General features: G+C 71.3%; 22 protein-coding genes. 10 read left to right on the forward strand and 12 right to left on the reverse strand.

The window, feature by feature from the left end; genetic code table 11:
* Window positions 1–90 precede the first annotated feature (90 nt).
* The 5 genes from INP57_RS04630 (at window position 91) to INP57_RS04650 (ending at window position 5,515) form a co-directional block, all read left to right on the forward strand.
* On the forward strand, window positions 91–1,269 hold the full coding sequence (locus INP57_RS04630; protein WP_200068809.1) for a helix-turn-helix domain-containing protein: 1,179 nt from the start codon (window positions 91–93) through the stop codon (window positions 1,267–1,269).
* A 285-nt stretch (window positions 1,270–1,554) separates the two neighbouring features.
* On the forward strand, window positions 1,555–1,722 hold the full coding sequence (locus INP57_RS04635) for a hypothetical protein (protein ID WP_200068810.1): 168 nt from the start codon (window positions 1,555–1,557) through the stop codon (window positions 1,720–1,722).
* A gap of 267 nt (window positions 1,723–1,989) precedes the next feature.
* On the forward strand, window positions 1,990–3,594 hold the full coding sequence (gene purF, locus INP57_RS04640) for an amidophosphoribosyltransferase (protein WP_200068811.1): 1,605 nt from the start codon (window positions 1,990–1,992) through the stop codon (window positions 3,592–3,594).
* A 224-nt stretch (window positions 3,595–3,818) separates the two neighbouring features.
* Entirely contained in the window at window positions 3,819–4,931 is a 1,113-nt protein-coding gene (gene purM, locus INP57_RS04645) for a phosphoribosylformylglycinamidine cyclo-ligase (protein WP_200068812.1), read from the forward strand.
* 164 nt (window positions 4,932–5,095) lie between these two features.
* Window positions 5,096–5,515 carry a DUF4396 domain-containing protein gene (locus INP57_RS04650; protein WP_200069340.1) on the forward strand — a complete coding sequence of 140 codons (420 nt, stop codon included), beginning with the start codon at window positions 5,096–5,098 and terminating at the stop codon, window positions 5,513–5,515.
* A gap of 517 nt (window positions 5,516–6,032) precedes the next feature.
* On the opposite strand, the gene INP57_RS04655 is transcribed toward INP57_RS04650, so the two are convergent.
* Window positions 6,033–6,212, reverse strand: coding sequence for a DUF3073 domain-containing protein (locus INP57_RS04655; protein ID WP_200068813.1), 180 nt, complete (start codon window positions 6,210–6,212; stop codon window positions 6,033–6,035).
* Window positions 6,213–6,473: 261 nt separating this feature from the next.
* Here INP57_RS04655 and INP57_RS04660 point away from each other — a divergent pair, with 261 nt between their 5' ends.
* Window positions 6,474–7,352: a DUF8083 family protein gene (locus INP57_RS04660; RefSeq protein ID WP_200068814.1), complete on the forward strand. Its 879-nt coding sequence runs from the start codon at window positions 6,474–6,476 to the stop codon at window positions 7,350–7,352.
* Between the two features lie 73 nt (window positions 7,353–7,425).
* Here INP57_RS04660 and INP57_RS04665 read toward each other — a convergent pair whose 3' ends face one another.
* The 5 genes from INP57_RS04665 to INP57_RS04685 all read right to left on the reverse strand — a co-directional run bounded on the left by INP57_RS04665 (window position 7,426) and on the right by INP57_RS04685 (window position 11,542).
* Window positions 7,426–8,373 carry an asparaginase gene (locus tag INP57_RS04665; RefSeq protein WP_200068815.1) on the reverse strand — a complete coding sequence of 316 codons (948 nt, stop codon included), beginning with the start codon at window positions 8,371–8,373 and terminating at the stop codon, window positions 7,426–7,428.
* Window positions 8,370–8,930, reverse strand: a complete 561-nt coding sequence (locus INP57_RS04670; RefSeq protein ID WP_200068816.1) for an RsiG family protein — start codon at window positions 8,928–8,930, stop codon at window positions 8,370–8,372. Before INP57_RS04670 ends, INP57_RS04665 begins: the two co-directional genes overlap by 4 nt.
* Window positions 8,931–9,039: 109 nt before the next feature.
* Complete coding sequence (locus INP57_RS04675) at window positions 9,040–9,792, reverse strand: 3-keto-5-aminohexanoate cleavage protein (RefSeq protein ID WP_200068817.1); 753 nt, start codon at window positions 9,790–9,792, stop codon at window positions 9,040–9,042.
* Window positions 9,793–9,971: 179 nt separating this feature from the next.
* On the reverse strand, window positions 9,972–11,135 hold the full coding sequence (gene ygfZ, locus INP57_RS04680; RefSeq protein ID WP_200068818.1) for a CAF17-like 4Fe-4S cluster assembly/insertion protein YgfZ: 1,164 nt from the start codon (window positions 11,133–11,135) through the stop codon (window positions 9,972–9,974).
* Window positions 11,132–11,542, reverse strand: coding sequence for a Fur family transcriptional regulator (locus INP57_RS04685; RefSeq protein ID WP_200069341.1), 411 nt, complete (start codon window positions 11,540–11,542; stop codon window positions 11,132–11,134). The genes ygfZ and INP57_RS04685 overlap by 4 nt, the downstream gene beginning before the upstream one ends.
* A gap of 217 nt (window positions 11,543–11,759) precedes the next feature.
* Here INP57_RS04685 and INP57_RS04690 point away from each other — a divergent pair, with 217 nt between their 5' ends.
* Window positions 11,760–12,605 (forward strand): aminodeoxychorismate lyase, encoded by an 846-nt coding sequence (locus INP57_RS04690; RefSeq protein WP_200068819.1) that lies wholly within the window; start codon window positions 11,760–11,762, stop codon window positions 12,603–12,605.
* 86 nt (window positions 12,606–12,691) lie between these two features.
* Here the strand turns inward: INP57_RS04690 and INP57_RS04695 are convergent, their stop codons facing one another.
* Entirely contained in the window at window positions 12,692–13,333 is a 642-nt protein-coding gene (locus INP57_RS04695; protein ID WP_200068820.1) for a heme-binding beta-barrel domain-containing protein, read from the reverse strand.
* A 254-nt stretch (window positions 13,334–13,587) separates the two neighbouring features.
* Here INP57_RS04695 and INP57_RS04700 point away from each other — a divergent pair, with 254 nt between their 5' ends.
* Window positions 13,588–14,334 (forward strand): methyltransferase domain-containing protein, encoded by a 747-nt coding sequence (locus INP57_RS04700; RefSeq protein ID WP_200068821.1) that lies wholly within the window; start codon window positions 13,588–13,590, stop codon window positions 14,332–14,334.
* 79 nt (window positions 14,335–14,413) lie between these two features.
* On the opposite strand, the gene INP57_RS04705 is transcribed toward INP57_RS04700, so the two are convergent.
* The 5 genes from INP57_RS04705 to INP57_RS04725 all read right to left on the reverse strand — a co-directional run bounded on the left by INP57_RS04705 (window position 14,414) and on the right by INP57_RS04725 (window position 17,756).
* Window positions 14,414–14,719, reverse strand: a complete 306-nt coding sequence (locus INP57_RS04705; RefSeq protein ID WP_200068822.1) for a DUF1416 domain-containing protein — start codon at window positions 14,717–14,719, stop codon at window positions 14,414–14,416.
* A gap of 1 nt (window position 14,720) precedes the next feature.
* On the reverse strand, window positions 14,721–15,566 hold the full coding sequence (locus tag INP57_RS04710; protein ID WP_200068823.1) for a sulfurtransferase: 846 nt from the start codon (window positions 15,564–15,566) through the stop codon (window positions 14,721–14,723).
* Between the two features lie 68 nt (window positions 15,567–15,634).
* The gene (locus INP57_RS04715; protein ID WP_200068824.1) at window positions 15,635–16,066 is read right to left on the reverse strand and encodes a DUF4395 domain-containing protein; all 432 of its coding nucleotides are present in this window, start codon (window positions 16,064–16,066) and stop codon (window positions 15,635–15,637) included.
* A gap of 416 nt (window positions 16,067–16,482) precedes the next feature.
* The gene (locus INP57_RS04720) at window positions 16,483–16,935 is read right to left on the reverse strand and encodes a TlpA family protein disulfide reductase (RefSeq protein WP_200068825.1); all 453 of its coding nucleotides are present in this window, start codon (window positions 16,933–16,935) and stop codon (window positions 16,483–16,485) included.
* Window positions 16,932–17,756 (reverse strand): LmeA family phospholipid-binding protein, encoded by an 825-nt coding sequence (locus tag INP57_RS04725; RefSeq protein ID WP_200068826.1) that lies wholly within the window; start codon window positions 17,754–17,756, stop codon window positions 16,932–16,934. The genes INP57_RS04720 and INP57_RS04725 overlap by 4 nt, the downstream gene beginning before the upstream one ends.
* A gap of 451 nt (window positions 17,757–18,207) precedes the next feature.
* On the opposite strand from INP57_RS04725, the gene INP57_RS04730 reads away from it, so the two are divergent.
* Together INP57_RS04730 and mshD are read left to right on the forward strand one after the other, a co-directional pair.
* On the forward strand, window positions 18,208–18,966 hold the full coding sequence (locus INP57_RS04730; protein WP_200068827.1) for a response regulator transcription factor: 759 nt from the start codon (window positions 18,208–18,210) through the stop codon (window positions 18,964–18,966).
* 153 nt (window positions 18,967–19,119) lie between these two features.
* Window positions 19,120–20,076: a mycothiol synthase gene (gene mshD, locus INP57_RS04735; protein ID WP_307849911.1), complete on the forward strand. Its 957-nt coding sequence runs from the start codon at window positions 19,120–19,122 to the stop codon at window positions 20,074–20,076.
* Window positions 20,077–20,101 lie beyond the last annotated feature (25 nt).

Raw genomic sequence — 20,101 nt, forward strand, 5'->3', positions numbered from 1 at the left:
TGCTGGAGCGGTGGTGACCGCGGCTGGCACTCTGGGCGTGCCTCTCCGCCGGTGCGCGGCGGACCTTTCGGTGAAGCGGGGTGTGTTCGGATGGCGGAAGCACCAGGTGAGACGCTCCGCGAGATCCGCAAGGCGAGAGGCAAGAGCCTCGCGGTGATCGCCGGGCTCGCGGGGATTTCCACGTCGTACCTGTCGCGGCTGGAGTCCGGCGATCGCGCGCTCGACCGCCGTTCGTTGATCATCCGGCTCGCGGAAGCCCTGGACGTGGCGCCGAGCGAGATCATGCGCACCGCGGTTCCCAACAGCGGTGAGCCGGAAGAGGACCGCGGACTCAACGCCGTACGCCTGGCGATGCTCCAGGTGAGCATGGGCGAGCCAGGCGGTGCGGTTGCGCCCGTTGACGCCCTCGCGGCGAGGACTGCCGAGATCTTGAACGCTCAGCGGGATTGCGATTACGGCCTCGTGGGCGCGCGGCTTCCCGCGCTGATCAAGGATCTGCACACCACGCTCGGGACCGGGCGGGATGAGCGTGCGCTGCTGCGGTTGGCCGTCCTGACGCACGTGCAGGGCACCCAGGCATGGCTCGGGGATCTCGGCGCGAACCTCGATCTGTCCTGGCAGGCGTCGATGCTGGCGCGGAGTGCGGCGGAGCGCTTGGAAGAACCCGCCTACCACGCGGTGAGCGCGTTCGGAACCGCGTTCGGCCTGCTCGGAGCGGGTGGGGCAGATCTTGCTTCGCGGACGTTGGCGGCGGCCGATCCCGGCACCGCCACATCGGCGGCGATGCAGCTGACCGGGATGGTCGCGCTCACGTCCTCGCTCGTGACGGCTGCTCGAGGTGATCACGCCGGACGGCTTTCGGCGCTCGAGCACGCGGCCGACCTGGCATCCCGGACCGGTGAGGGCAACGCGATGTGGTTCGGGTTCGGCCCGTCGAACGTAGGCGTGTGGCGCATGTCGGTCGCCCTGGAGGCCGACGAACCTGCCGAGGCAGCGCGGATCGCGGAATACGTCGATCCGGAGGCGTTGCCGTCGCCGACGCGGAAGGCGGCGTATTGGCGCGAGTACGGGCGCGCGCTCACTCACCTGCCGAACCGTCGCGACGATGCGGTGCTGAAGCTGCGCAACGCCGAGCAGATCTCGCCCACGCGCATCCACCGCCACCCGTTCATGCGCGCCATCCTCGCCGAGCTCTTGGCGAAGTCGAAGCGAGACGCCTCCGGCCGCGAGTTGCGCGGCATGGCCTACCGCGCGGGTCTGCGGGTATAGCAGCCACCCGTCCGAGTGATTGCCTGCGAGGCAAAACTTCGACGGCTCGTCGGGGCGAAGGTTGGGACATGCCGCAATCGCCTCCAGTGCCGAGCCGATCGCCGGGCTGTTCCCGTCTCCGGCCCGTCCTCCCCGCGGCCTGCCTGGATCGCGGGCGCGGCTTCCGCTGCCCCGGTGCGTCGTGGTCCTCCCAGCGCATCGTGCCGGGGCAGTGGGTCGGCGGGGCCGGTGGTGGTGTCCCCGAACACCCCGGCCCCGCTCGGCACACCTGCGGGAGCGTCCGCCATGGGTAAGCACGAGAAGCCCGCGATGCCCCTGGACCGTCGCGTCCCGCAAGCATCCGAAGCCGCGCAGCTCGACCGCCGCCTGTCCTGGTCCGGCCGGATCCACCCGGAGCCCTGCCGGGACTTGAACCTCCTGAACCGGGTGCACGAGCGCCTGCGCCGGCTATGACCGCCGTGTTCCGCACCGAGTGAACGGACCGGTCGCCCGATGCAGCCGCGTCGGCGGTCCGTCGGAAATGGAACGCGCACGGTGAGCGGGCAGCTTCCCTCCGAATTCGCCGCGGTGATGACCGGCTTCACATCGCCGTGATCCGCTTCACGGATTCCCAGGTCAGCGGGCCGTTCCGGGGAGATTGGCGCAGGTGGCCGGTCACCACGCCGTCGGGCTCCGTTTACACTTGGGTGTAACTCCGATTCCGTCCGCAAGGAGTTCTCGGTGGTCATCGACCGGCCAGACCCGAGCAGTGCGCCCGGCGCACCCGCCTCGAAGCCCGACACCGATCCCTACGAGCAGGACGTACCGCACGAGGAATGCGGTGTTTTCGGCGTCTGGGCGCCCGGTGAAGAAGTAGCCAAGCTCGCCTTCTACGGCATGTTCGCGCTGCAGCACCGCGGCCAGGAAGCCGCGGGCATCGCCGTCGGCGACGGCTCGCAGATGTTGGTCTACAAGGACCTCGGCCTGGTCAGCCAGGTCTTCGACGAGCAGGTCCTGGCCACGTTGCGCGGCCACGTCGCCGTCGGGCACAACCGCTACTCCACGACCGGTGGCGCGACGTGGGAGAACGCGCAGCCCACCTTCCGCACCACGGCGGGCGGCGGCGGGCTCGCGCTGGGCCACAACGGCAACCTGGTGAACACCGCCGACCTGCGGGAACGGCTGGTCGCCGAGGGCGCGGACACCATCGCGGCGAACACCTCCGCGCCCGCGTCCGGCTGCGAACGCGCCACCACCGACTCCGACCTGGTGTGCGGGCTGCTGGCCACGCGCGCCGCGGACCAGGGGATCGAGCAGGCAGCGCTGGAGCTGTTCCCGTCCGTGCAGGGCGCCTTCTCGATGGTGTTCTCCGACGAGTCGACCCTCTACGCCGCCCGCGACCCGCACGGCGTGCGCCCGCTGGTGCTCGGCAGGCTGGAACGCGGCTGGGTGGTGGCCAGCGAAACCGCGGCCCTGGACATCGTCGGAGCCTCGTTCGTGCGCGAGGTCGAGCCGGGCGAACTGCTCGCCATCGACGCCGACGGGCTGCGCTCGCAGCACTTCGCCCACCCCAAGCCGAAGGGCTGCGTGTTCGAGTACGTCTACCTGGCGCGCCCGGACACCACGATCTCCGGGCGCTCGGTGCACAGCACCCGCGTGGAGATCGGCCGCAGGCTCGCCCGCGAGCACCCGGTGGACGCCGACCTGGTGATCCCGGTGCCGGAGTCCGGCACGCCCGCGGCCGTCGGCTACGCGCAGGAATCCGGGATCGCCTACGGCAACGGGCTGGTGAAGAACTCCTACGTGGGCCGGACCTTCATCCAGCCCTCGCAGACCATCCGCCAGCTCGGCATCCGGCTCAAGCTCAACCCGCTGCGCGAGGTGATCCGCGGCAAGCGGCTGGTCGTCGTGGACGACTCGATCGTGCGCGGCAACACCCAGCGCGCCCTGGTGCGGATGCTGCGCGAAGCGGGCGCGATCGAGGTGCACGTGCGGATCGCCTCGCCGCCGGTGAAGTGGCCCTGCTACTACGGCATCGACTTCGCCTCCCGCGCCGAATTGATCGCGAACGGTTCGGACGCGGACGGCATCCGGCGTTCGATCGGCTCGGACAGCCTCGGCTACGTGTCGCTGGACAGCTTGATCGCCGCCAGCGAGCAGCCCCGCAACCGGCTGTGCGCGGCGTGCTTCGACGGGCACTACCCGATCCCGCTCCCGGAAGAGGCGCGGCTGGGCAAGTACCTGCTGGAGAACTCCTCCGAAGAGACCGAACGCGGCGTGGCGGGCCCCGCCGAGCCGGTGCTGCCCAATGGCTACGGCGGTGCCGACGCGCTGCGCAGGCCGTGACTCCCCGGCCCCGGCCGAGGTGGCGCGCCGCGTAGCGTGGTGCGCTCGCGTCCGGCCGCGTGCATCGATCGGCGAATCCGGGAAACCTCGCGGCGGGACCGGATGCAGGCGCCCGCGCCTGTGGTAAGCAACGGGCGGGCGCCCGCGCCCGGAGCGCCCCGCCGAACGCGTCGCCGGACTTCCCGCCACCCAACCGCAAACTCACATCAGATGTGGAGTCAGTCGTGTCCGAAGACCTGCTCGCGGGGTCGCAAGCCGCCGAGGAAGCCAAGGCCACCTACGCGACCTCGGGGGTGAGCATCGAAGCCGGTGACGAGGCCGTGCAGCAGATGCGGCCCTGGGCGCAGCGGGCCACCCGGCCCGAGGTGCTGGGCTCCCTCGGCGGTTTCGCCGGACTGTTCCAGCTCAAGCTGGACCGCTGGAACGAGCCGGTGCTGGCGTCCTCGACCGATGGCGTCGGCACCAAGCTCGCCGTGGCGCAGGCGATGCAGAAGCACGACACCGTCGGGATGGACCTGGTCGCGATGGTCGTCGACGACCTCGTGGTCTGCGGCGCGGAACCGCTGTTCCTGCAGGACTACATCGCCGTCGGCAAGGTCGAGCCGGAGCGGATCGCGGACCTGGTCAAGGGCGTGTCCGAGGGTTGCGTGCAGGCCGGCTGCGCGCTGCTGGGCGGGGAGACCGCCGAGCACCCCGGCATGATGGCGCCCGGCGAGTACGACCTCTCGGCCACCGGCGTCGGCGTCGTCGAGGCCGACGCGATGCTCGGCCCGGACAAGGTGCGCCCGGGCGATGTGGTGATCGCGATGGGTTCCTCCGGGCTGCACTCCAACGGCTACTCGCTGGCCCGGCACGTGCTGCTGGAACTGGCCCGGATGCCGCTGGAGGGCCACGTCGAGGAGTTCGGCCACACGCTCGGCGAGCAGCTGCTGGAGCCGACCCGGATCTACGCCAAGGACTGCCTGGCCCTGGCCGCCGAAGCGGAGGTGCGCACTTTCGCGCACGTCACCGGCGGTGGACTGGCCGCGAACCTGGCACGGGTCGTCCCGTCCGGGCTGACCGCCGTGCTGGACCGCGGAACCTGGACGCCCGACCCGGTGTTCCGGATGATCGCGCAGCGCGGCCGGGTGGAGACCGAGGAGATGGAGCGCACCTTCAACATGGGGGTGGGCATGGTCGCGGTCGTCACCGCCGAGGACGTGGACCGGGCGCTGGCGGTGCTCACCGCCCGGCACGTGCCCGCGTGGGTGCTGGGCGAGGTCGCCAAGCAGCCGACCGTCGAGGAAGCCGCCGAGGACCAGCGCGTCGTGCTGCGCGGTAACCACCCGCGGTTCTGATCCCCGCTCCGCCTGCCGAGTCCGCGCCGATCGCTTGGAATATACCCCCTGGGGGTATCGTTTCAACTGGCGATCGCCGGGAAAGGTCTCCCCTAGGAGCAGCGATGACTCAGCAGCCGGACACGTCCCACCAGCACCACGCCGCGCCCGGTTCGTCCTGGCGGATGGCGGTGTCGGCGACGTTGCACTGCCTCACCGGCTGCGCGATCGGCGAGATCCTGGGCATGGTGATCGGGACCGCGGCGGGCCTGCACAACGTCGGCACCGTGGTGCTGTCGGTCGTCCTCGCGTTCGTCTTCGGCTATGCGCTGACCATGCGGGGCGTGCTGCGCTCCGGAGTGAGCTTCGCCGGCGCCGTCCGGGTGGCGCTCGCCGCCGACACGCTCTCGATCTTCGTGATGGAGGTCGTGGACAACGCGGTCATGGTGGTGGTGCCGGGCGCGATGGACGCCGGCCCGACGACCGCGCTGTTCTGGGCATCGCTGGCCTTCGCGCTGGCGGTGGCGTTCGTGCTGACCGTGCCGGTGAACAAGTGGATGATCGCCCGCGGGCGCGGCCACGCGGTGGTGCACGGGATGCATTGAGCCGTTCGGCGAAATCTGCGGCGCCGGCGGGAATTCTGCGGGGCGCCGCACTCGTTGTTCGGGGTGGCCGGTGTGCGCGTGCCCCCGGGCTCCATCACCAAGCCTGTAGGGAATACCGTTCGGCTGGAGCCTTACAGCGCCATCCGCCGAGAGGCGGCCCGCACACCGGCCCCTTTCACTTCACAGTCCTTTTCCGGGCCTGGTAGGCCCCGAGCATCCCCAGGCTCCGCCCGGTCCCGGACCGGGCACTTCTTCCGCAGCGCAAACGAGAAGTGCGCCGGTTTCCCGGCGCACTTCGCTGGTACTGCGTGTTCGGTTGATCGTCGGAGTTGCTACGCCCGGCCGGCGGAGCGCTTGCGGCGATCAAGCGCAACCGCAGGCCCGCCCACCGCGAACGATGTCGAACGAGTGGTGGCTCCACCCGGCTCGGCACCATCCGGACCCGGATGCGATCAGGTCGTCTGCCGACACAGAACACCGAGTGGACGGTGCTCGTCCACTCGGTGTTTTCGTGCCGTCAACGCCGGTAGTCGTCGTACCCGTCGTCGTATGCGTCGGCGCGGTCCTCCTCGGACCACTCGCCAGGCGAATCCGAGGACAGCTCGCGCTGCAATGCATCGACGTCCATGGTGGGGGAGCTGTACTTCAGCTCACGGGCCACCTTCGTCTGCTTGGCCTTAGCCCGGCCGCGCCCCATGGCTCGACCCCCTCGCGCAGGGTGTGCGGGGCGGCCAGGGGAACGGCGGCCCCGCATGATCTCGACAACTTTTCCTGTAACTACCGTACCGTGCCGATGCGGTTCTACGCGACGTGGTGCCACCCCACGTCTCCGTGTCGCGGGTGATCCAGCCCGCAGATCGCGCAGGCGTCGCCATCGGCCCGCGCGCCGCGTCGCCATCGGCTCCGACGTGCGGCGGGTAGTCACCGGCCGCCGTAGCGCGCATGGCACGATACTCGCGTGCCAGAGCCGTTCGTCGCCTATCTGCGGGTGTACGAACCATTGTCGTCGTTCGACTCGCCCACCCGTGAACAGCTCGCCGCGACCGTGCAGCGCGGCGCGCTCGACGTCACCGGTGCCGCGACGCGGGAACAGGACCAATGGTTGCGGACCCAGGTCTGCGCCCCGCCCAGGTTGCTTCCCGGCGAGGACTCCAGCGGTGCCGCGCAGGGCGCCGGCGACGTCCTCGTCCTCGACCCGGAATCGGTGCCCAGCAACCCGGCGGCGAGCGTCGGCCCGGGGCCGCTGGTGTGCCCGCTGGACCTGCGCGGCCGTTCGGCCGCCGCGCTGGTGGGCTTCCTCGGTGCCGCCGAGGTGCCGCTGCGCGCGGCCGCGGTCGCGGTGCCGGTGGACAAGGCCCGGACCAGGGCCAGCGCCGTGGTCAGCGAGCTGTCCAGCAGCGCGGTGCACGTGCTCTCGTCGACCTGGACGGTCCCGCTGCCGTGGTTCGTGGTGGTCGATCCGCCGGAGCGGCGGACCGTCGCCGACAACGGGGACCGGCGGGTGTTCTGGCGGGCCGCGATGGCCGACGCGCGGCGCAGGGTCGCGCGGGCGCACTCGGTCGCCCGGGACTCGATCGGCGACGAGGGGCCGACCAAGATCCTGCGCGAGACCGGGCGCTGGCTGGAGCGGTTCCACCCGCACTCGGCGGTGGAGCTGGACTACGGCGGCCTGGTGCAGATGATGAACGAGGCCGACCTGGACGCGGACACCTCGGCCGAGGACGTGCACGCGATCATCGACGCGATGGAGGCCGGTGACGCGGGCGAGGTCGGCGAGCGCTACGAGGCGCTGCGGGACTTCTGGGCGGAGTTCGCCGCCCGCGAACGCTTCAACTGATCGCCGGACGGCGGACCAGCCGTCCTTGTGCGCGCTCGTCCCGTCGACCGCCGCTGCCTGAACTCGCCGGTGATCAGTCCAGCGCGCCGGGGACGAGCCGCACGGTGCCGACCGGTTCGCCCCCTCCGAGCAGCGGTTCCTCCGCGAGTCCGGCGAGCGCGCCCCGCTCGACGCCGAGCGCGCGCAGCGCCCCGACCGCGATCGGCAGCCGCGCCCGCGCGGCACCGTCCGAGATCTTCGCGGCCACCGCGCGCCCGTCCGGCAACGCCAGCGCCAGCACGCCCTCGGCGCCCGCCTTGGACAGCAGGCCCGGCACGGCCCGCATCAGCTCCGTGTCCTCCCGACCGGTTCCACCGACCAGCCACGGATGCGCCCGCATCGCATCGGCGACCCGGCGGCCGTCGCCGGTGACCAGGGAGCGGAACAGCCGCGCGAGACCGGTCAACGTGATCGCGAACAGCGGTGCGCCGCAGCCGTCCACAGTGGTCCGGTCGATCTCGTCGCCGGACAGCTCCGCGATGGTGTCCCGCACGCCGCGTTGCAGCGGGTGCGCCGGATCCAGGTAGTCCGCGGTGGACCAGCCGCGCTGCACGCACGTCGCCAGCATCGCCGCGTGCTTGCCGGAGCAGTTCATCGCCAGCCGTCGCTCGCCGGTGCCGTCCGAGATGCGCTCGGCGCGAGTGGGTTCGTGCAGCGGCAGGTCGGCCGGGCAGCGCAACGCGTCCTCCGCGAGCCCGTTCGCGCGCAGGATTCCCGCGGCGCGCGAGGTGTGCTCCGGTTCGCCGTTGTGCGAAGCGGCCGCCAGCGCCAGGTCGGCGTCGTCGGGCAGCTCGAGCCCGGCGCGCAGCATCGCCAGCGCTTGGGCGGGCTTCGCCGTGGAACGCGGGTACATCGGCGCGGACACCGAACCCGCCGACCACCGGACCGAGCCGTCGGCTTCGAGCAGCACCGCGGAACCGAAGTGCACCCCTTCGCGCAGCCCGCCGCGAACGAGTTCGACCAGCGGCACAGCTGCGGTCAACGCCGGTCCCGCTCCGCGGCCAGCAGGTCGTCCACGGATGCGGCGCCTTCGCGGTAGCGGCGGGCGATCTCGGCGTTGAGCCGGTCCACCACTGCCTGCACCTCGCGGCGGCGCTGCGAGACCGAATCTTCTTCGGAGGTGTAGGCGTGCAGCGCGGTGTCCAGTTTGACGTCCGACAGCGACATCACGTCGGACAGATCCACATCGGACACCAGCGCCTCGACGTGCCTGCGGTGCGCCTCGGCCCGCGACGGCTCGGTGGTCTGGTAGCGGCCGGAACCGGTGGCCGGGCCGACCGCGTTGTCCGAGAGGATGTTCGCGAGCTGCTCCACGACCGAGGCCGAGCCGCCTTCGCGGCGCCTGCGCTGCTCGGCGCGCACGATGTCGATCCGCGCGTGCAGCATCCTGCGCAGGTAGGACAGGTCCGTCTCCTCCTGCGCGGCCTCGTCGCGCAACTCGCGGACCTCGCCGAGATCGTGCTGCTCGATCCCGTCGGTGTAGGCCGGGGACAGCACCCGGTCGATCCGGCGGCGCCCACCGGGGCGGACTTCGATCACGTGCCCATCCTCCGTCGGTCGTGCCCACCGGCGCCGGGTGCCGGAGGGACACCGCGGCTGTCGGCGAGGCGGCTGCGTCCAGTGTGCCTGGCGCGCGAGTGCGGCCGCATCAAGTCCCGGCTCCCGAAATCCCGGATCCCGGAGTCCCGACTCCGAGGATCGGAGCGGCTTGCGCGGGCGGCAGCGGCGGTCGTTGTGCGATCTTGGCGACTCCGGCGGCGCGGGCCGCCAGTTGCGCGTCGTCCTTGGCCCGCACCCCGGGTGCGTACCCGGCGTGGTCGGCCATGCCGGTGCGCACATGAGCTCCGGCGGCCAGCGCGGTCAGCAGCACCGGGACGCCCGCTTCGCCCAAGCCGGTCGCGGTGCACGAGGTTCCTTCGGGCAGCTGGCCCAGCGCGGCGGCGAAACCCGGGACGTCGCCGGTGAGCCCCGCGCCGAACACCAGCACCACGTGCGTCGGTGCGGGAACTTCCCGCAGCGCGGCCAAGTCCGCGGGCGAACGCGCTTCGTGGTGCACGGCGATGCCGCGTTCCCGGGCGCCTTCGCGCAGATCCGCGGCGAATTCGGCGGGAGCGCTCAGCGGGCAGGAGATGATGTGCGACCCGGCGTCGAGCAGGCCGGTCAGCGTCTCCCCGCGGGCGTGCGCGGTGATGCGCACGAGCAGGGAGGTGCGTTCGCGCACGGCGGCCACGGTTTCCGCGAGCCCGGCGTCCGGCACCAGGTCCACCACGGCCGCGCCGACCCGCGCGCAGTCCTCGGCGGCGGCCGCGACCTCGGCCGCGGGCCGCGGCGCGGTGTCCTGCCGGACCTGGACGGGGGCGACGGTGAGGACCGTGCCCGGCGGTGCGGGCGACCGAGTCATGGGGTGATCTTGGCACATCCGCGCCCGCCGCGTCGTTGGGCTGATCCGCCAATCATCCGGTTGACATTGGGCCCGCACCACGGCCCGTGATCGTGCTGCTCCGGACGCGCGGCGAGCTTTCCCGACCGGTCAATGGGGACGGACGACGGGTAGCCCGATGTTCAGTGACCGCCCGATGTTCAGTGACCGCGGAGCCCCCGGGCGGCCAGCCGCCCCGGCGGTTCCCCGGAGTCCGGCGGCACCGAGTCCGGATCGACCGCCGCCGCGACCGCCCGCTCCTGCTCGGCGTCCCCGGCGACCAGTTCCACGTCCACCGGCGCGGTCCGCTTCAGCAGCGCCAGCGCCACCGGCCCGAGCTCGTGGTGCAGCACGACCGAGCCGATCCGGCCGACCTTGCGCTCCCCGTGCAACACCGGATCCCCGGTCTCCGGGCGGACTTCCACCGACCCGTCCAGGTGCAGCAGCACCATCCGGCGCGGCGGCTTGCCGACGTTGTGCACCTTGGCCACGGTTTCCTGCCCGCGGTAGCAGCCCTTCGCCACGTGCGCGGCGGTGTGGATCCAGCCCATCTCGTGCGGGATGGCGCGTTCGTCGGTGTCCAGGCCGACACGCGGGCGCAGTGCTTCGACGCGCAGCGCTTCGTAAGCGAGCGTGCCCGCTGGGCGGAAACCCGTGTCGGTCAGCCGCATCCACCAATCCACCAAGGACTTCCGCGGCACCACGAGGTCCACCGTGAACAGTCCGCGGAACGGCACGTGGCGGGCGAAGCCGCCGCCCGGCAGGCCCACCACCTCCCACGGCGCGGACGGGACCGCGTCCACGCCGGCTTTGCGCAGCAGCTCGGCCGCGTCCGGACCGATCGCGCTCAACAGCGCGAACTCGTCGGTGGCGTCCCGCGGTTCGACCTTCGACCAGAAGCGCATCGCCTCCAGGTACTCCGGCAGCGTCTGCTTGCCGTCCACACCGATCGTCGGCAGCGCGCTGGTCGCCTGCGCACCCGCATCGGTGTCGAGGTACACGGCGCCCTCGTGGTGGGCGAGCATCAGGTGGCAGTCGATGTGGCCCTGGCTGTCCAGCACCAACGCCTCGGTGCCCTGTCCCTCGGGCAGTTCGGTGAGGTGCTGCGAAAGCACCAGGTGCAGCCAGCTCAACCGCTCCTCGCCGGGCACCGCGAGCACCTGGCGGTGCGAGCGGTCCACCAGCACCGCCGAGCGGGCCGCGGAGCGCTGCTCGGCGAACGGGTCGCCGAAGTGCCACGGCACGCCCACGTCGAGCGAGGAGTCCAGCGACGCCTCCTCCGGAGCCGCGACGGCTCCGGGCAGCTCCAGCAGGGGTGAGTTCATCGTGCCTCCTCGGCCGCGCGGTGATCGGCGCCGCGGGTGCCGCGGCAGCCGCGGCAGGATCCGGACAGCGCCAGGTGCGTGGCGTCCAGCGCGAACCCGCACCGCTGGTCGAGCAGGTCCGCGAGGTCCGCCAGCAGTTCACTGGGCACCTCGTCGACCTCCCCGCAGCGGTGGCACACCAGGTGCACGTGCTCGTGCTCCTCCGCGGAGTACGTCGGGGCACCGTGCCCGAGGTGCGTGTGCCGCACCAGGCCGATGTCCTCCAGTACGTCCAGCGCCCGGTAAACGGTGGTGATGTTGATCGTCTCGGCGGTGCCCTGCACCCTGCGGCACACCTGCTCCGGCGTGGCGTGCCCGAGTTCGCGCACCGCGTCGAGCACCAGCTGGCGCTGCGGGGTCACCCGCATGCCGTGCCGGTGCAGTGTGGTGCGCAGCGATGCCTTCTCACCCACTGCTGGCTCCTGTGCTCGACGGGTTCGGCTTGCCGGTTCCGATCGTATGCCTCGCGGGTACCGTCCGGGCGGACCTGCCGGAAAGCCGGTGCCGCGTCCGGCGCGACCGTCCTGCGCAGCGGTGACGAGGCCGGTTGCTGCGGCGCCGTGCGGGGCTCCTAGGCTGCCCACCATGCGCGTGTTGGCTCTGCTGGACGGAACGCTGGCCGATCCGGAGGCGCCGCTGATGCGCGCCGACGACCTCTCGGTCACCCGCGGCGACGGTGTTTTCGAGACGATCCTGGTCGTCGACGGCAAGCCCCGTGCGCTCGGCCCGCACTTGGACCGGCTGCGGCGTTCGGCCGACATGCTGGACTTCGACCCGCCGGAACGCGTCGGCTGGGAACGCGCGGCGCAGGCCGTGATCGACGCCTGGCCCTGGCAGGACGAGCGCGAGATGGCGCTGAAGCTGGTGTGCAGCCGGGGCGTGGACGGCGACGAGACGCCGCACGGGTTCGCCCTCGGCATGACCGTCGGCCCGGACACGCTGCGCAAACGCGCCGATGGCCTGGCCGCGATCACGCTCGACCGCGGGTACGCGCCGGATCTGAAGGAACGCGCGCCGTGGCTGCTGCTGTCGGCGAAGACGCTGTCCTACGCGGTGAACATGGCCGCGATCCGGGAAGCGCGCCGCCGCGACGCCGACGAGGTGATCTTCACCGCGACGGACGGCACCGTGCTCGAAGGCCCCACCTCGACCGTCGTGCTCGCTCGCGGGCGCACGCTGCGCACTCCGCCGCCGAGCACGGGCATCCTGCCGGGCACGACGCAGGACGCGCTGTTCCGCGCCGCGGAGCAGGCCGGTTGGGAAACGCGGATCGAGCCGTTCGGCCAGGAGGAGCTGCGCAATGCGGACGGCCTGTGGATGGCCTCCAGCGTCCGGCTGATCACGCCGGTGCACACCCTCGACGGCACCTCGATCAACACCGACCCGCAGCTGCACGCCGAACTAACGGACCTCTACGAGTCCCAGTACTGACCCGCCGCAACGCAATTCCTCCAGGAGTGAACGGCCTGTTCGCCCAATCTATTGGGACCAACGGTCCGTTCGCTCCGGGTCGAGGATCAGCCGACGATGCGCTCCAGCTTCGCCGACAGCCGTGGCTGGAGCTCGTGCTCGGTGGTGGCGCGTTCCTCGACGTAGGCCAGCGAGCCCTCGACCACGCCGTAGAGCCTGCTCGCGGCGGTGACGTCGTCGCCGGTCGGCGTGCGGATCACCGCGTCGGTCGACAGCTCCCACGTGGTCTTGTTCTTCGGCCGCCCGAAGAACATCTCGGACACGCCGGTGTGGTGCACGATCAGCAGCTCGATCACGTCGTCGGGCTGCGGGCGCCAGAAGCCGACCTCGCGGACGTCGGGACCGACGACCTGCCCGCCCTCGCCGTCGAGCCGCCAAGAACGGCTCTCGTAGAACAGGAACGGACGCCCGTCGTGGGCGAAGGTGACCTGCTGGAAGAACCGGTAGGTCTCGTCCTGCGAGGGGTGCGCCGCCTCGCCCTCGCCGCGCCACACACCGACCAGCGGCAGCAGCTGCAGGCAGGCGCTGTGCAGGTCCGGGCCTTCCCGCAGGTTCGCGGTGTCGCCGACCCCGGGGAGGTCGTCGAAGCTCGGCACGTTGCGGTGGCGGGTCTTCTCGGCGCGCTCGGCGGCGGCCTGCACGGCCGCGTCGCCGCTGCCGGGCTCGGGCCGGTCGGGTGTCGCAGTCATCCCCGGCAGATTACCCGCGCCACCAGCGCCGGAGCGGGTGCGGGTCAGTCGCTGTAGAGCCGGTACACCACGTACCCGGCGAACCACAGGACCGCGATCGTGGCGATCCCGAGCAGCGTGACGAGGCCGTAGTGCAGGAAAGGTATGAGTTCCACGCGCCAAAGGATAACCACCGCGAACGCCCGGTGGAGTGTGGCGTCCGGCATGATTTGCGAGGTAGTGCCTACCGCTAGCGCTGGGGAGAACCGGGCCTGATGACCGATTTCGAGACGGTGCGCGAGCGCGCGCTCGCGTTCCGCACCGACCTGCTCGCGCGCAAGGACGAGATCGCGCCCGAGGACTTCGGTTGGTATCCGTACGACACGATGGCCAACGTCTTCCACCTGGACGCCCTGCTGTCCGGGCCGCAGCGGGAGGTGTTCGACTCGCTGGCCGGCGCGCGGATCGCCGACATCGGCGCGGCCGACGGGGACTTCGGGTTCTTCCTGGAGCACGAGCTGGGCTGCCGGGTGGACGTGCTGGACAACCCGCCGACGAACTTCAACGGGCTGCGCGGCGCCCGGCGGCTCGTCCACGAGCTCTCGTCATCGGTGCAGGTGCACGAGGTCGACCTGGACGCCCGGTTCGAGCTGCCCGCAGCGCGCTACGGCGCGGTGTTCTTCCTCGGGCTGCTCTACCACCTGAAGAACCCGTTCCACGTGCTCGAAGCGCTGGCCGAGCGCGCCGAGCTGTGCTTCCTGTCCACCCGCGTGGCCAGGCAGGCCCCGGACGGCACGCCGTTGCAGGCGCAGCCGGTGGCGTACCTGCTGGATCCGGCGGAGGCGAACGACGACGCCACGAACTTCTGGATCTTCTCCGAGGCGGGGCTGCGGCGGTTGTTCACCCGCACCGGCTGGGACGTCGTGGACTTCGTGACCGTCGGCTGCCAGGACGGCTCCGAACCGGCCCGCGCCGACCGCGACGAGCGCGCCTTCGCCCTGCTGCGCTCCCGCGTGATCTGACTCGACGCTCGATCGACCCGGGCCCGGACATGCGAAAGGAGCCGCACCCGGGCGGGCACGGCTCCTTTCGGCTACGCCGTCAGGCCACGGCGATGTCCACCGGGTGCACCCCGGGGCCGGAGGCCGCCACATCGGACTGGCCCTTGCCCTCGCGGTGCAGCGCGCGCACCGTCCACGAACCGGGCGCCGCGTAGAACCGGAAGTCGCCCTCCGGCGAGGAGACCACCTCGGCGGTGAACTCCCCGGAGGCGTCCAGCAGCCGCACGAACGCGCCGCCGACCGCGGCCGAGCCCGCGCGCACCTTTCCGGTCACCACCACCTGGTCGGTGTCCTCGGCGACCGCGGTAGAAGTCTGCTGCGGCGCACCGCATCCATCCAGGCTCATGTCACGCTCCCTGTTCGCTCGGGTTCTCGATCGGCACGCCGATCAGCGAGCCGTACTCGGTCCAGGACCCGTCGTAGTTCTTCACGTTCTGGTGGCCCAACAGCTCGCGCAGCACGAACCAGGTGTGCGAGGAACGCTCCCCGATCCGGCAGTAGGCGATGGTGTCCTTGCCGTCGTCCAGGCCGGCCTCGCCGTAGACCTGCTTGAGGTCATCGTCGGACTTGAACGTCCCGTCCTCGTTGGCGGCCTTGCTCCACGGCACGTTGATCGCCTGCGGGATGTGGCCGCCGCGCTGCGCCGACTCCTGCGGCAGGTGCGCCGGGGCGAGCAGCTTGCCCGCGAACTCGTCGGGAGAACGCACGTCCACCAGGTTCTTGGCGCCGATGGCGTCGACGACCTCCTCGCGGTACGCGCGGATCGAGGAGTCCTGCTCCTGGGCGCTGTAGCTGGTGGCCGCGCGGTTCGGCTCGTCCTTGACCAGCTGGCGGCCGTCCAGCTCCCACTTCTTGCGGCCGCCGTCGAGCAGCCGCACATCGGAGTGGCCGTAGAGCTTGAAGTACCAGTAGGCGTAGGCGGCGAACCAGTTGTTGTTTCCGCCGTAGAGGATCACCGTGTCGTCGTTGGCGATGCCCTTCGCCGAGAGCAGCTTCTCGAAGCCCGCCCGGTTGACGAAGTCGCGGCGCACGTGGTCCTGCAGGTCCTTGCGCCAGTCCAGCTTGATGGCCCCGGGGATGTGGCCGCCGTCGTAGGCGGTCGTGTCCTCGTCCACCTCGGCGAACACGACCTTGTCGGTGTTCAGGTTCTGCTCGGCCCACTCGGTGGAGACCAGGACATCTGCACGGCTCATCGAGCGACTCCTTCTCGTTGTCTCGTTGCTGGAAAGCTTTCCGGCGGACGTCGTCCGGCGGTGAAGGTTCAGACGCGGCCGATCGGCGTGAAACGCTGCAGCACCAGGTACATCCGGCAGCCGAGGCAGAAGCCGAACACGGCGTTGAGCAGTGCCGCGACCAGGGCGAACACGTTGGCCGTCACGCCGAGCGCGGTCCACTCAGCGGCGTATCCGACCGTGGCCACCAAGGCGAAGGCGAACCCGACTCCTTGCGAGAACCGCACCGGTGCGGGATCTTCGCGCTCCTGCTCCGGCACCGGTTGCAACCGCGGCGCCACCGCGCTGCGGAACATCGCGCCCCAGGGGTTCAGGCCCATGCCGATGAACGCGCACAGCGCGAACAGCACGGTCTGCGCGGCCAGCACCCGCCAGCTACCGGTGACCAGCCCCACCGCCAGGATCACGCTCGTGATCGCGGCCGTGAAGCGGACCCCTCGCGGGTCGAGCGTGGCGGGCATGGAACTCCTCCGTCGGCGGCTGGCTGGTGAACCAGCGGTTCGCTTGCTGCGACCGCCAGGTCCGGCGGCGGGGACGCGAGCCCTGCGGCTACGTCGTTCCTCGCCCGGTCAGTGCCGCCAACACAGGCTGCTGCCCACGCGGCAAAAATCCACCGCGCGCCTTCGGGTCAGCAGTACGTGCACGGGGCGGAGGATACCCGCACCGACCGATCGGCGGGAAGCGCGTTCACCTGCTGAGATCGAGCGCTGCTGCTGCGTTGGTCCGCATCCGCGCCGAAACGGCAGGTCACGGGAGCCCTGGCGGAGCAGCTCCGGGTCGTGCGGATCGGCTGCCGGGCACGGGCGTGCCGCCGCTCCCAGCATCCGGACGGTCAGCATCCGGACCGCCCGCATCCGGACCGCAGCGCTCGCGGCGTTCACGGCAGGTGCGGCCGCAGCGCGGCGGCCAGTTCGTCGCGGCGCGGCACGCCGCCCACCCGGAACAGCTCGCGGCCGTCCGAGTCCAGCGCGAGCGTCGTGGGCGTGCGGTGCACGCCCAGCGGCGTGGACCACTCCGGATGATCGGTGAGGTCCACTTCCACGTGCCGCATCCCTTCGGTGCGCCCGGCCAAGTCGGCCAGCAGGATGCGGGTGTGCCTGCACGGCGCGCAGAACGTCGTGGACAGTTGCAGCAGCGTCACCCCGGAACCGTCGAGGTCCCCGAGCCGCGCGCGCAGGCCGTCGGGCAGCTGATCGAGCACGGTTCCTGCAACGCCCGCACCCGCCGCGGTCTTCCCGGCGGTCCGCACCCGGCCCTCGCGGGCTCGCCACACCAACCCGATGACCAGCGTCACCGCTACCGCGGCCAGCAGCGCCCACCAGCCGATCATCCGGTGCTCACTCCGCCGGGACCGATCGTCACGTTGTCGGCCTTGCCCTCCATCACCAGCGCGCCGCGCTCGACGCGGACCGCGGTCGGGGTCACCTCGAACGGCAGCATCCCGGGATCCAGCGTGGTGGTGAACTGCTGCAGGATCGACTCCTCGAACACGTCGCCCATCGGGATCTCCGACAGCGACCGGTCGGCCAGGTCCAGCTTCTTCGGCTCGATCTTGAGCTGGCCGTTGAGCAGCGACAGCACCGCGATCACCTTGACCCGCACGTTGGTGCCCGCGATGCCGATCGTGCCGTCGAGCGCGACCGCGGCCCGGCTGGAGTCGGTCGCGCCGCCCTGGCCGGTGCCACCGCTGCCGTCGCCGGAGCTGCTGCTGCCGCCGTCGCCGGACGACTCGTCCAGCGCGTCCTTCGGCGCCGGGTTGATCGTGAGGTCGGTGATGCCGATGATCCGCCCGACGTCGGAAGCCTTCAGCTTCATCCGGCCCACCAGCTCGTCCACATCGATCTTGTTCACCTTGCCCGCGAGCACGTCGTTCAGCGGGAGCCGCGCGTGGTGCAGGTTCGCCTCCACGCCGAGCTCCTTGAGCTGGCCCGCCTGCACGGCCTTCGCAGCGACTTCGACGTCCTTGTAATCGCCCGCGACCGCCTGGGTCAGGAACGGGAAGCCGTGCACCCGCACCGAGGGGTCCTCGGCGAGTTTCAACTGCTTCTTCATCTGCTGCGAGACCTGGTACTCGGCGAAGGACGCCGCGCCGTAGTCGGCGGCCACGAGCAGGCCGAGGACGATGACGAGGGTGATGGCGAGCTTCTTCACCGCGAGCGGTCCGTTCTGTCGGGGGCAGGCGGGTCGGCGGACCAGGGCGCTGTGCTGGTGATCTTGTGCCGGGTCCGGGGCGTGATCGGGCGGTGCTCACCTTCGCACCTCCACCGCCCGGGCCGACAGGTGTGCTCGGCAACATCCGGATCACCGGCCGCGCTGCCGAGTCGCACCGCTGTGCAGAACTCGCGGTGCACGGCGCCCGCATCGAGCTCGCGCCGTGCCACCGCGGGGGCATCGCGCCGCTCGAAACGCGGCGTTCACACGGCTTCCCGCGCGCTTCACATTTGTGACCCGAGCAGCTTCACCTGGGATTTTCGTTCTCGCGTCAGTTATTCTGCTGGGCATCCACAGGCAACGAAGCCGGGTCGTCCGGCCCCTCACGCGTGCCGAGCGGCCTTCGTGCGCCGGCGCTCTCGGCGCCGGCCTTGGTACGGGAGGCCCATTCATGAGTTCGGAACTTCTGCTGCTGACCGGCGAGCGATGCGGCGATGCCGTGCTGCCCGCGCTGGCGCTGCTGCCGCACCGGCTGCGCCTCCTGCCCGCGGATCCCGGCGCGATGCAGTCCGCGGGCGCGCACGACGCAGTGCTCGTCGACGCCCGCTCCGACCTGGTCGCCGCCCGTGACCTGTGCCGCGTGCTGGCTTCCGGGGACGCGCCGCTGATCGCGGTGGTCAACGAGGGCGGGCTGGTCACGATCAGCGCCGAGTGGGGCGTGGACGAACTGCTGCTGCCCGGCACCGGCCCGGCCGAGGTGGACGCCCGGCTGCGGCTGCTGACCACCCGCCGCACCGGCGAGAACGCCGCCTCGGACGATTCGCTGTCGGTGGGCGACCTGGTGATCGAGGAGGCCACCTACACCGCCCGGCTCAAGGGGCGCGCGCTGGAGCTGACCTACAAGGAGTTCGAGCTGCTGAAGTACCTGGCCCAGCACGCGGGCCGGGTGTTCACCCGCGCACAGCTGTTGCAGGAGGTGTGGGGCTACGACTTCTTCGGCGGCACCCGCACGGTCGACGTGCACGTGCGGCGGCTGCGGGCCAAGCTCGGCGCGGAGTACGACTCGATGATCGGCACCGTGCGCAACGTCGGCTACAAGTTCGTCCGCCCGTCGCGCGGTTCGCAGAAGGCTGGGCAGCGCCCGGCGACGCGGGACGAAACCTCCGCGGTCGCCGAAGCCGAGGCCATCGTCGCTTCTTCGCAGCGCTGAACGGGTTTCCCGGCGCGCGGGGAAAGCGCGCTCGGCGGCTCGGAATGATCTGCGGTGGATCCGATCGCGGTCGTGCCGCCCGCCGATCCTCCGCGACCGCTGCGCGATCCCGCTCGTGCCAACTCGCGGCGCGAGGTGGGTAACGTCAGGGCCGTGCAGCTTACGTGGCGGAACGGACTGGACCAGGCCGAGGTGGCCGAGGTGATCGACCTGCTCGCGGCGGCTGAGCAGGCGGACGGCGTGGCGCCTGCCGGCGAGCACGTGATCCTGCGGCTGAGAGCGCACCGGGACGTGGTGCACCAGATCGAACCGGTGCAGGCGGACGTGCGCTCGGAGCACTACGTGGTGCGCGACGCGGGCGGCACGCTCACCGGTTACGCGCATCTGGACACCGAGAACGAGGACACCGGCCTGCTGGTCGCCGAACTGGCGGTGCACCCGGAACACCGGCGGCAAGGCGCCGGGACGCAGCTGGTCGAGGCGCTGCTCGACCGCGCGGACCTGTCGTCCGCCCCCACGGACGGGGCCGACACCGGCAAGTTGCGGATCTGGTCGCACGGCGAGCACCCCGGTGCGCTGGCGCTGGCCGAGCGATTCGGCTTCGCGCGCCCGCGCGAGTTGTGGCGGATGGGCGTGGAAGTCGGCGGGGCCGAGCTGCCCGCGCCGGAACTGCCCGAGGGCGTCACGATCCGTGCATTCCGCCCCGGCCAGGATGAAGCCGACGTCGTGCGCGTCAATCACCGTGCGTTCCGGTGGCATCCCGAGCAGGGCGAGATGAGCGAGCACGACCTGCGGGAGAAGGAAGGCACCGACTGGTTCGATCCGGCCGGTTTCCTGCTCGCAGTGGACGCGCAGGAAAGGCTCCTCGGCTTCCACTGGACCAAGGTGCATCCGGACGGAGCCGGCGAGGTCTACGTCGTCGGCGTGGATCCGGACACGCAGGGTAATGGTCTCGGCCGGTCGCTCACGGTAGCGGGGATGCGCTATTTGCAGCACATCGGGTGCCCGCGGGTACTGCTCTACGTGGAGGCGGACAACGTCCCGGCGGTCAAGGTTTACCAGCGTCTCGGGTTCGAGAAGTGGGATGTCGACGTGCAGTTCGGGCGCTGAGCGCCGTCCGGCCCGGTAGCGCGGT

This window comes from Saccharopolyspora galaxeae (genome assembly GCF_016526145.1).
Classification (GTDB): domain Bacteria; phylum Actinomycetota; class Actinomycetes; order Mycobacteriales; family Pseudonocardiaceae; genus Saccharopolyspora_C; species Saccharopolyspora_C galaxeae.

Coding starts and splice junctions, on each gene's coding strand:
- INP57_RS04630 (WP_200068809.1), top strand. CDS start 91: ATGGCGGAAGCACCAGGTGAGACGCTCCGCGAGATCCGCAAGGCGAGA.
- INP57_RS04635 (WP_200068810.1), top strand. CDS start 1,555: ATGGGTAAGCACGAGAAGCCCGCGATGCCCCTGGACCGTCGCGTCCCG.
- INP57_RS04650 (WP_200069340.1), top strand. CDS start 5,096: ATGGCGGTGTCGGCGACGTTGCACTGCCTCACCGGCTGCGCGATCGGC.
- INP57_RS04655 (WP_200068813.1), bottom strand. CDS start 6,212: ATGGGGCGCGGCCGGGCTAAGGCCAAGCAGACGAAGGTGGCCCGTGAG.
- INP57_RS04675 (WP_200068817.1), bottom strand. CDS start 9,792: ATGACTCGGTCGCCCGCACCGCCGGGCACGGTCCTCACCGTCGCCCCC.
- ygfZ (WP_200068818.1), bottom strand. CDS start 11,135: ATGAACTCACCCCTGCTGGAGCTGCCCGGAGCCGTCGCGGCTCCGGAG.
- INP57_RS04685 (WP_200069341.1), bottom strand. CDS start 11,542: ATGCGGGTGACCCCGCAGCGCCAGCTGGTGCTCGACGCGGTGCGCGAA.
- INP57_RS04690 (WP_200068819.1), top strand. CDS start 11,760: ATGCGCGTGTTGGCTCTGCTGGACGGAACGCTGGCCGATCCGGAGGCG.
- INP57_RS04695 (WP_200068820.1), bottom strand. CDS start 13,333: ATGACTGCGACACCCGACCGGCCCGAGCCCGGCAGCGGCGACGCGGCC.
- INP57_RS04700 (WP_200068821.1), top strand. CDS start 13,588: ATGACCGATTTCGAGACGGTGCGCGAGCGCGCGCTCGCGTTCCGCACC.
- INP57_RS04705 (WP_200068822.1), bottom strand. CDS start 14,719: ATGAGCCTGGATGGATGCGGTGCGCCGCAGCAGACTTCTACCGCGGTC.
- INP57_RS04710 (WP_200068823.1), bottom strand. CDS start 15,566: ATGAGCCGTGCAGATGTCCTGGTCTCCACCGAGTGGGCCGAGCAGAAC.
- INP57_RS04715 (WP_200068824.1), bottom strand. CDS start 16,066: ATGCCCGCCACGCTCGACCCGCGAGGGGTCCGCTTCACGGCCGCGATC.
- INP57_RS04720 (WP_200068825.1), bottom strand. CDS start 16,935: ATGATCGGCTGGTGGGCGCTGCTGGCCGCGGTAGCGGTGACGCTGGTC.
- INP57_RS04730 (WP_200068827.1), top strand. CDS start 18,208: ATGAGTTCGGAACTTCTGCTGCTGACCGGCGAGCGATGCGGCGATGCC.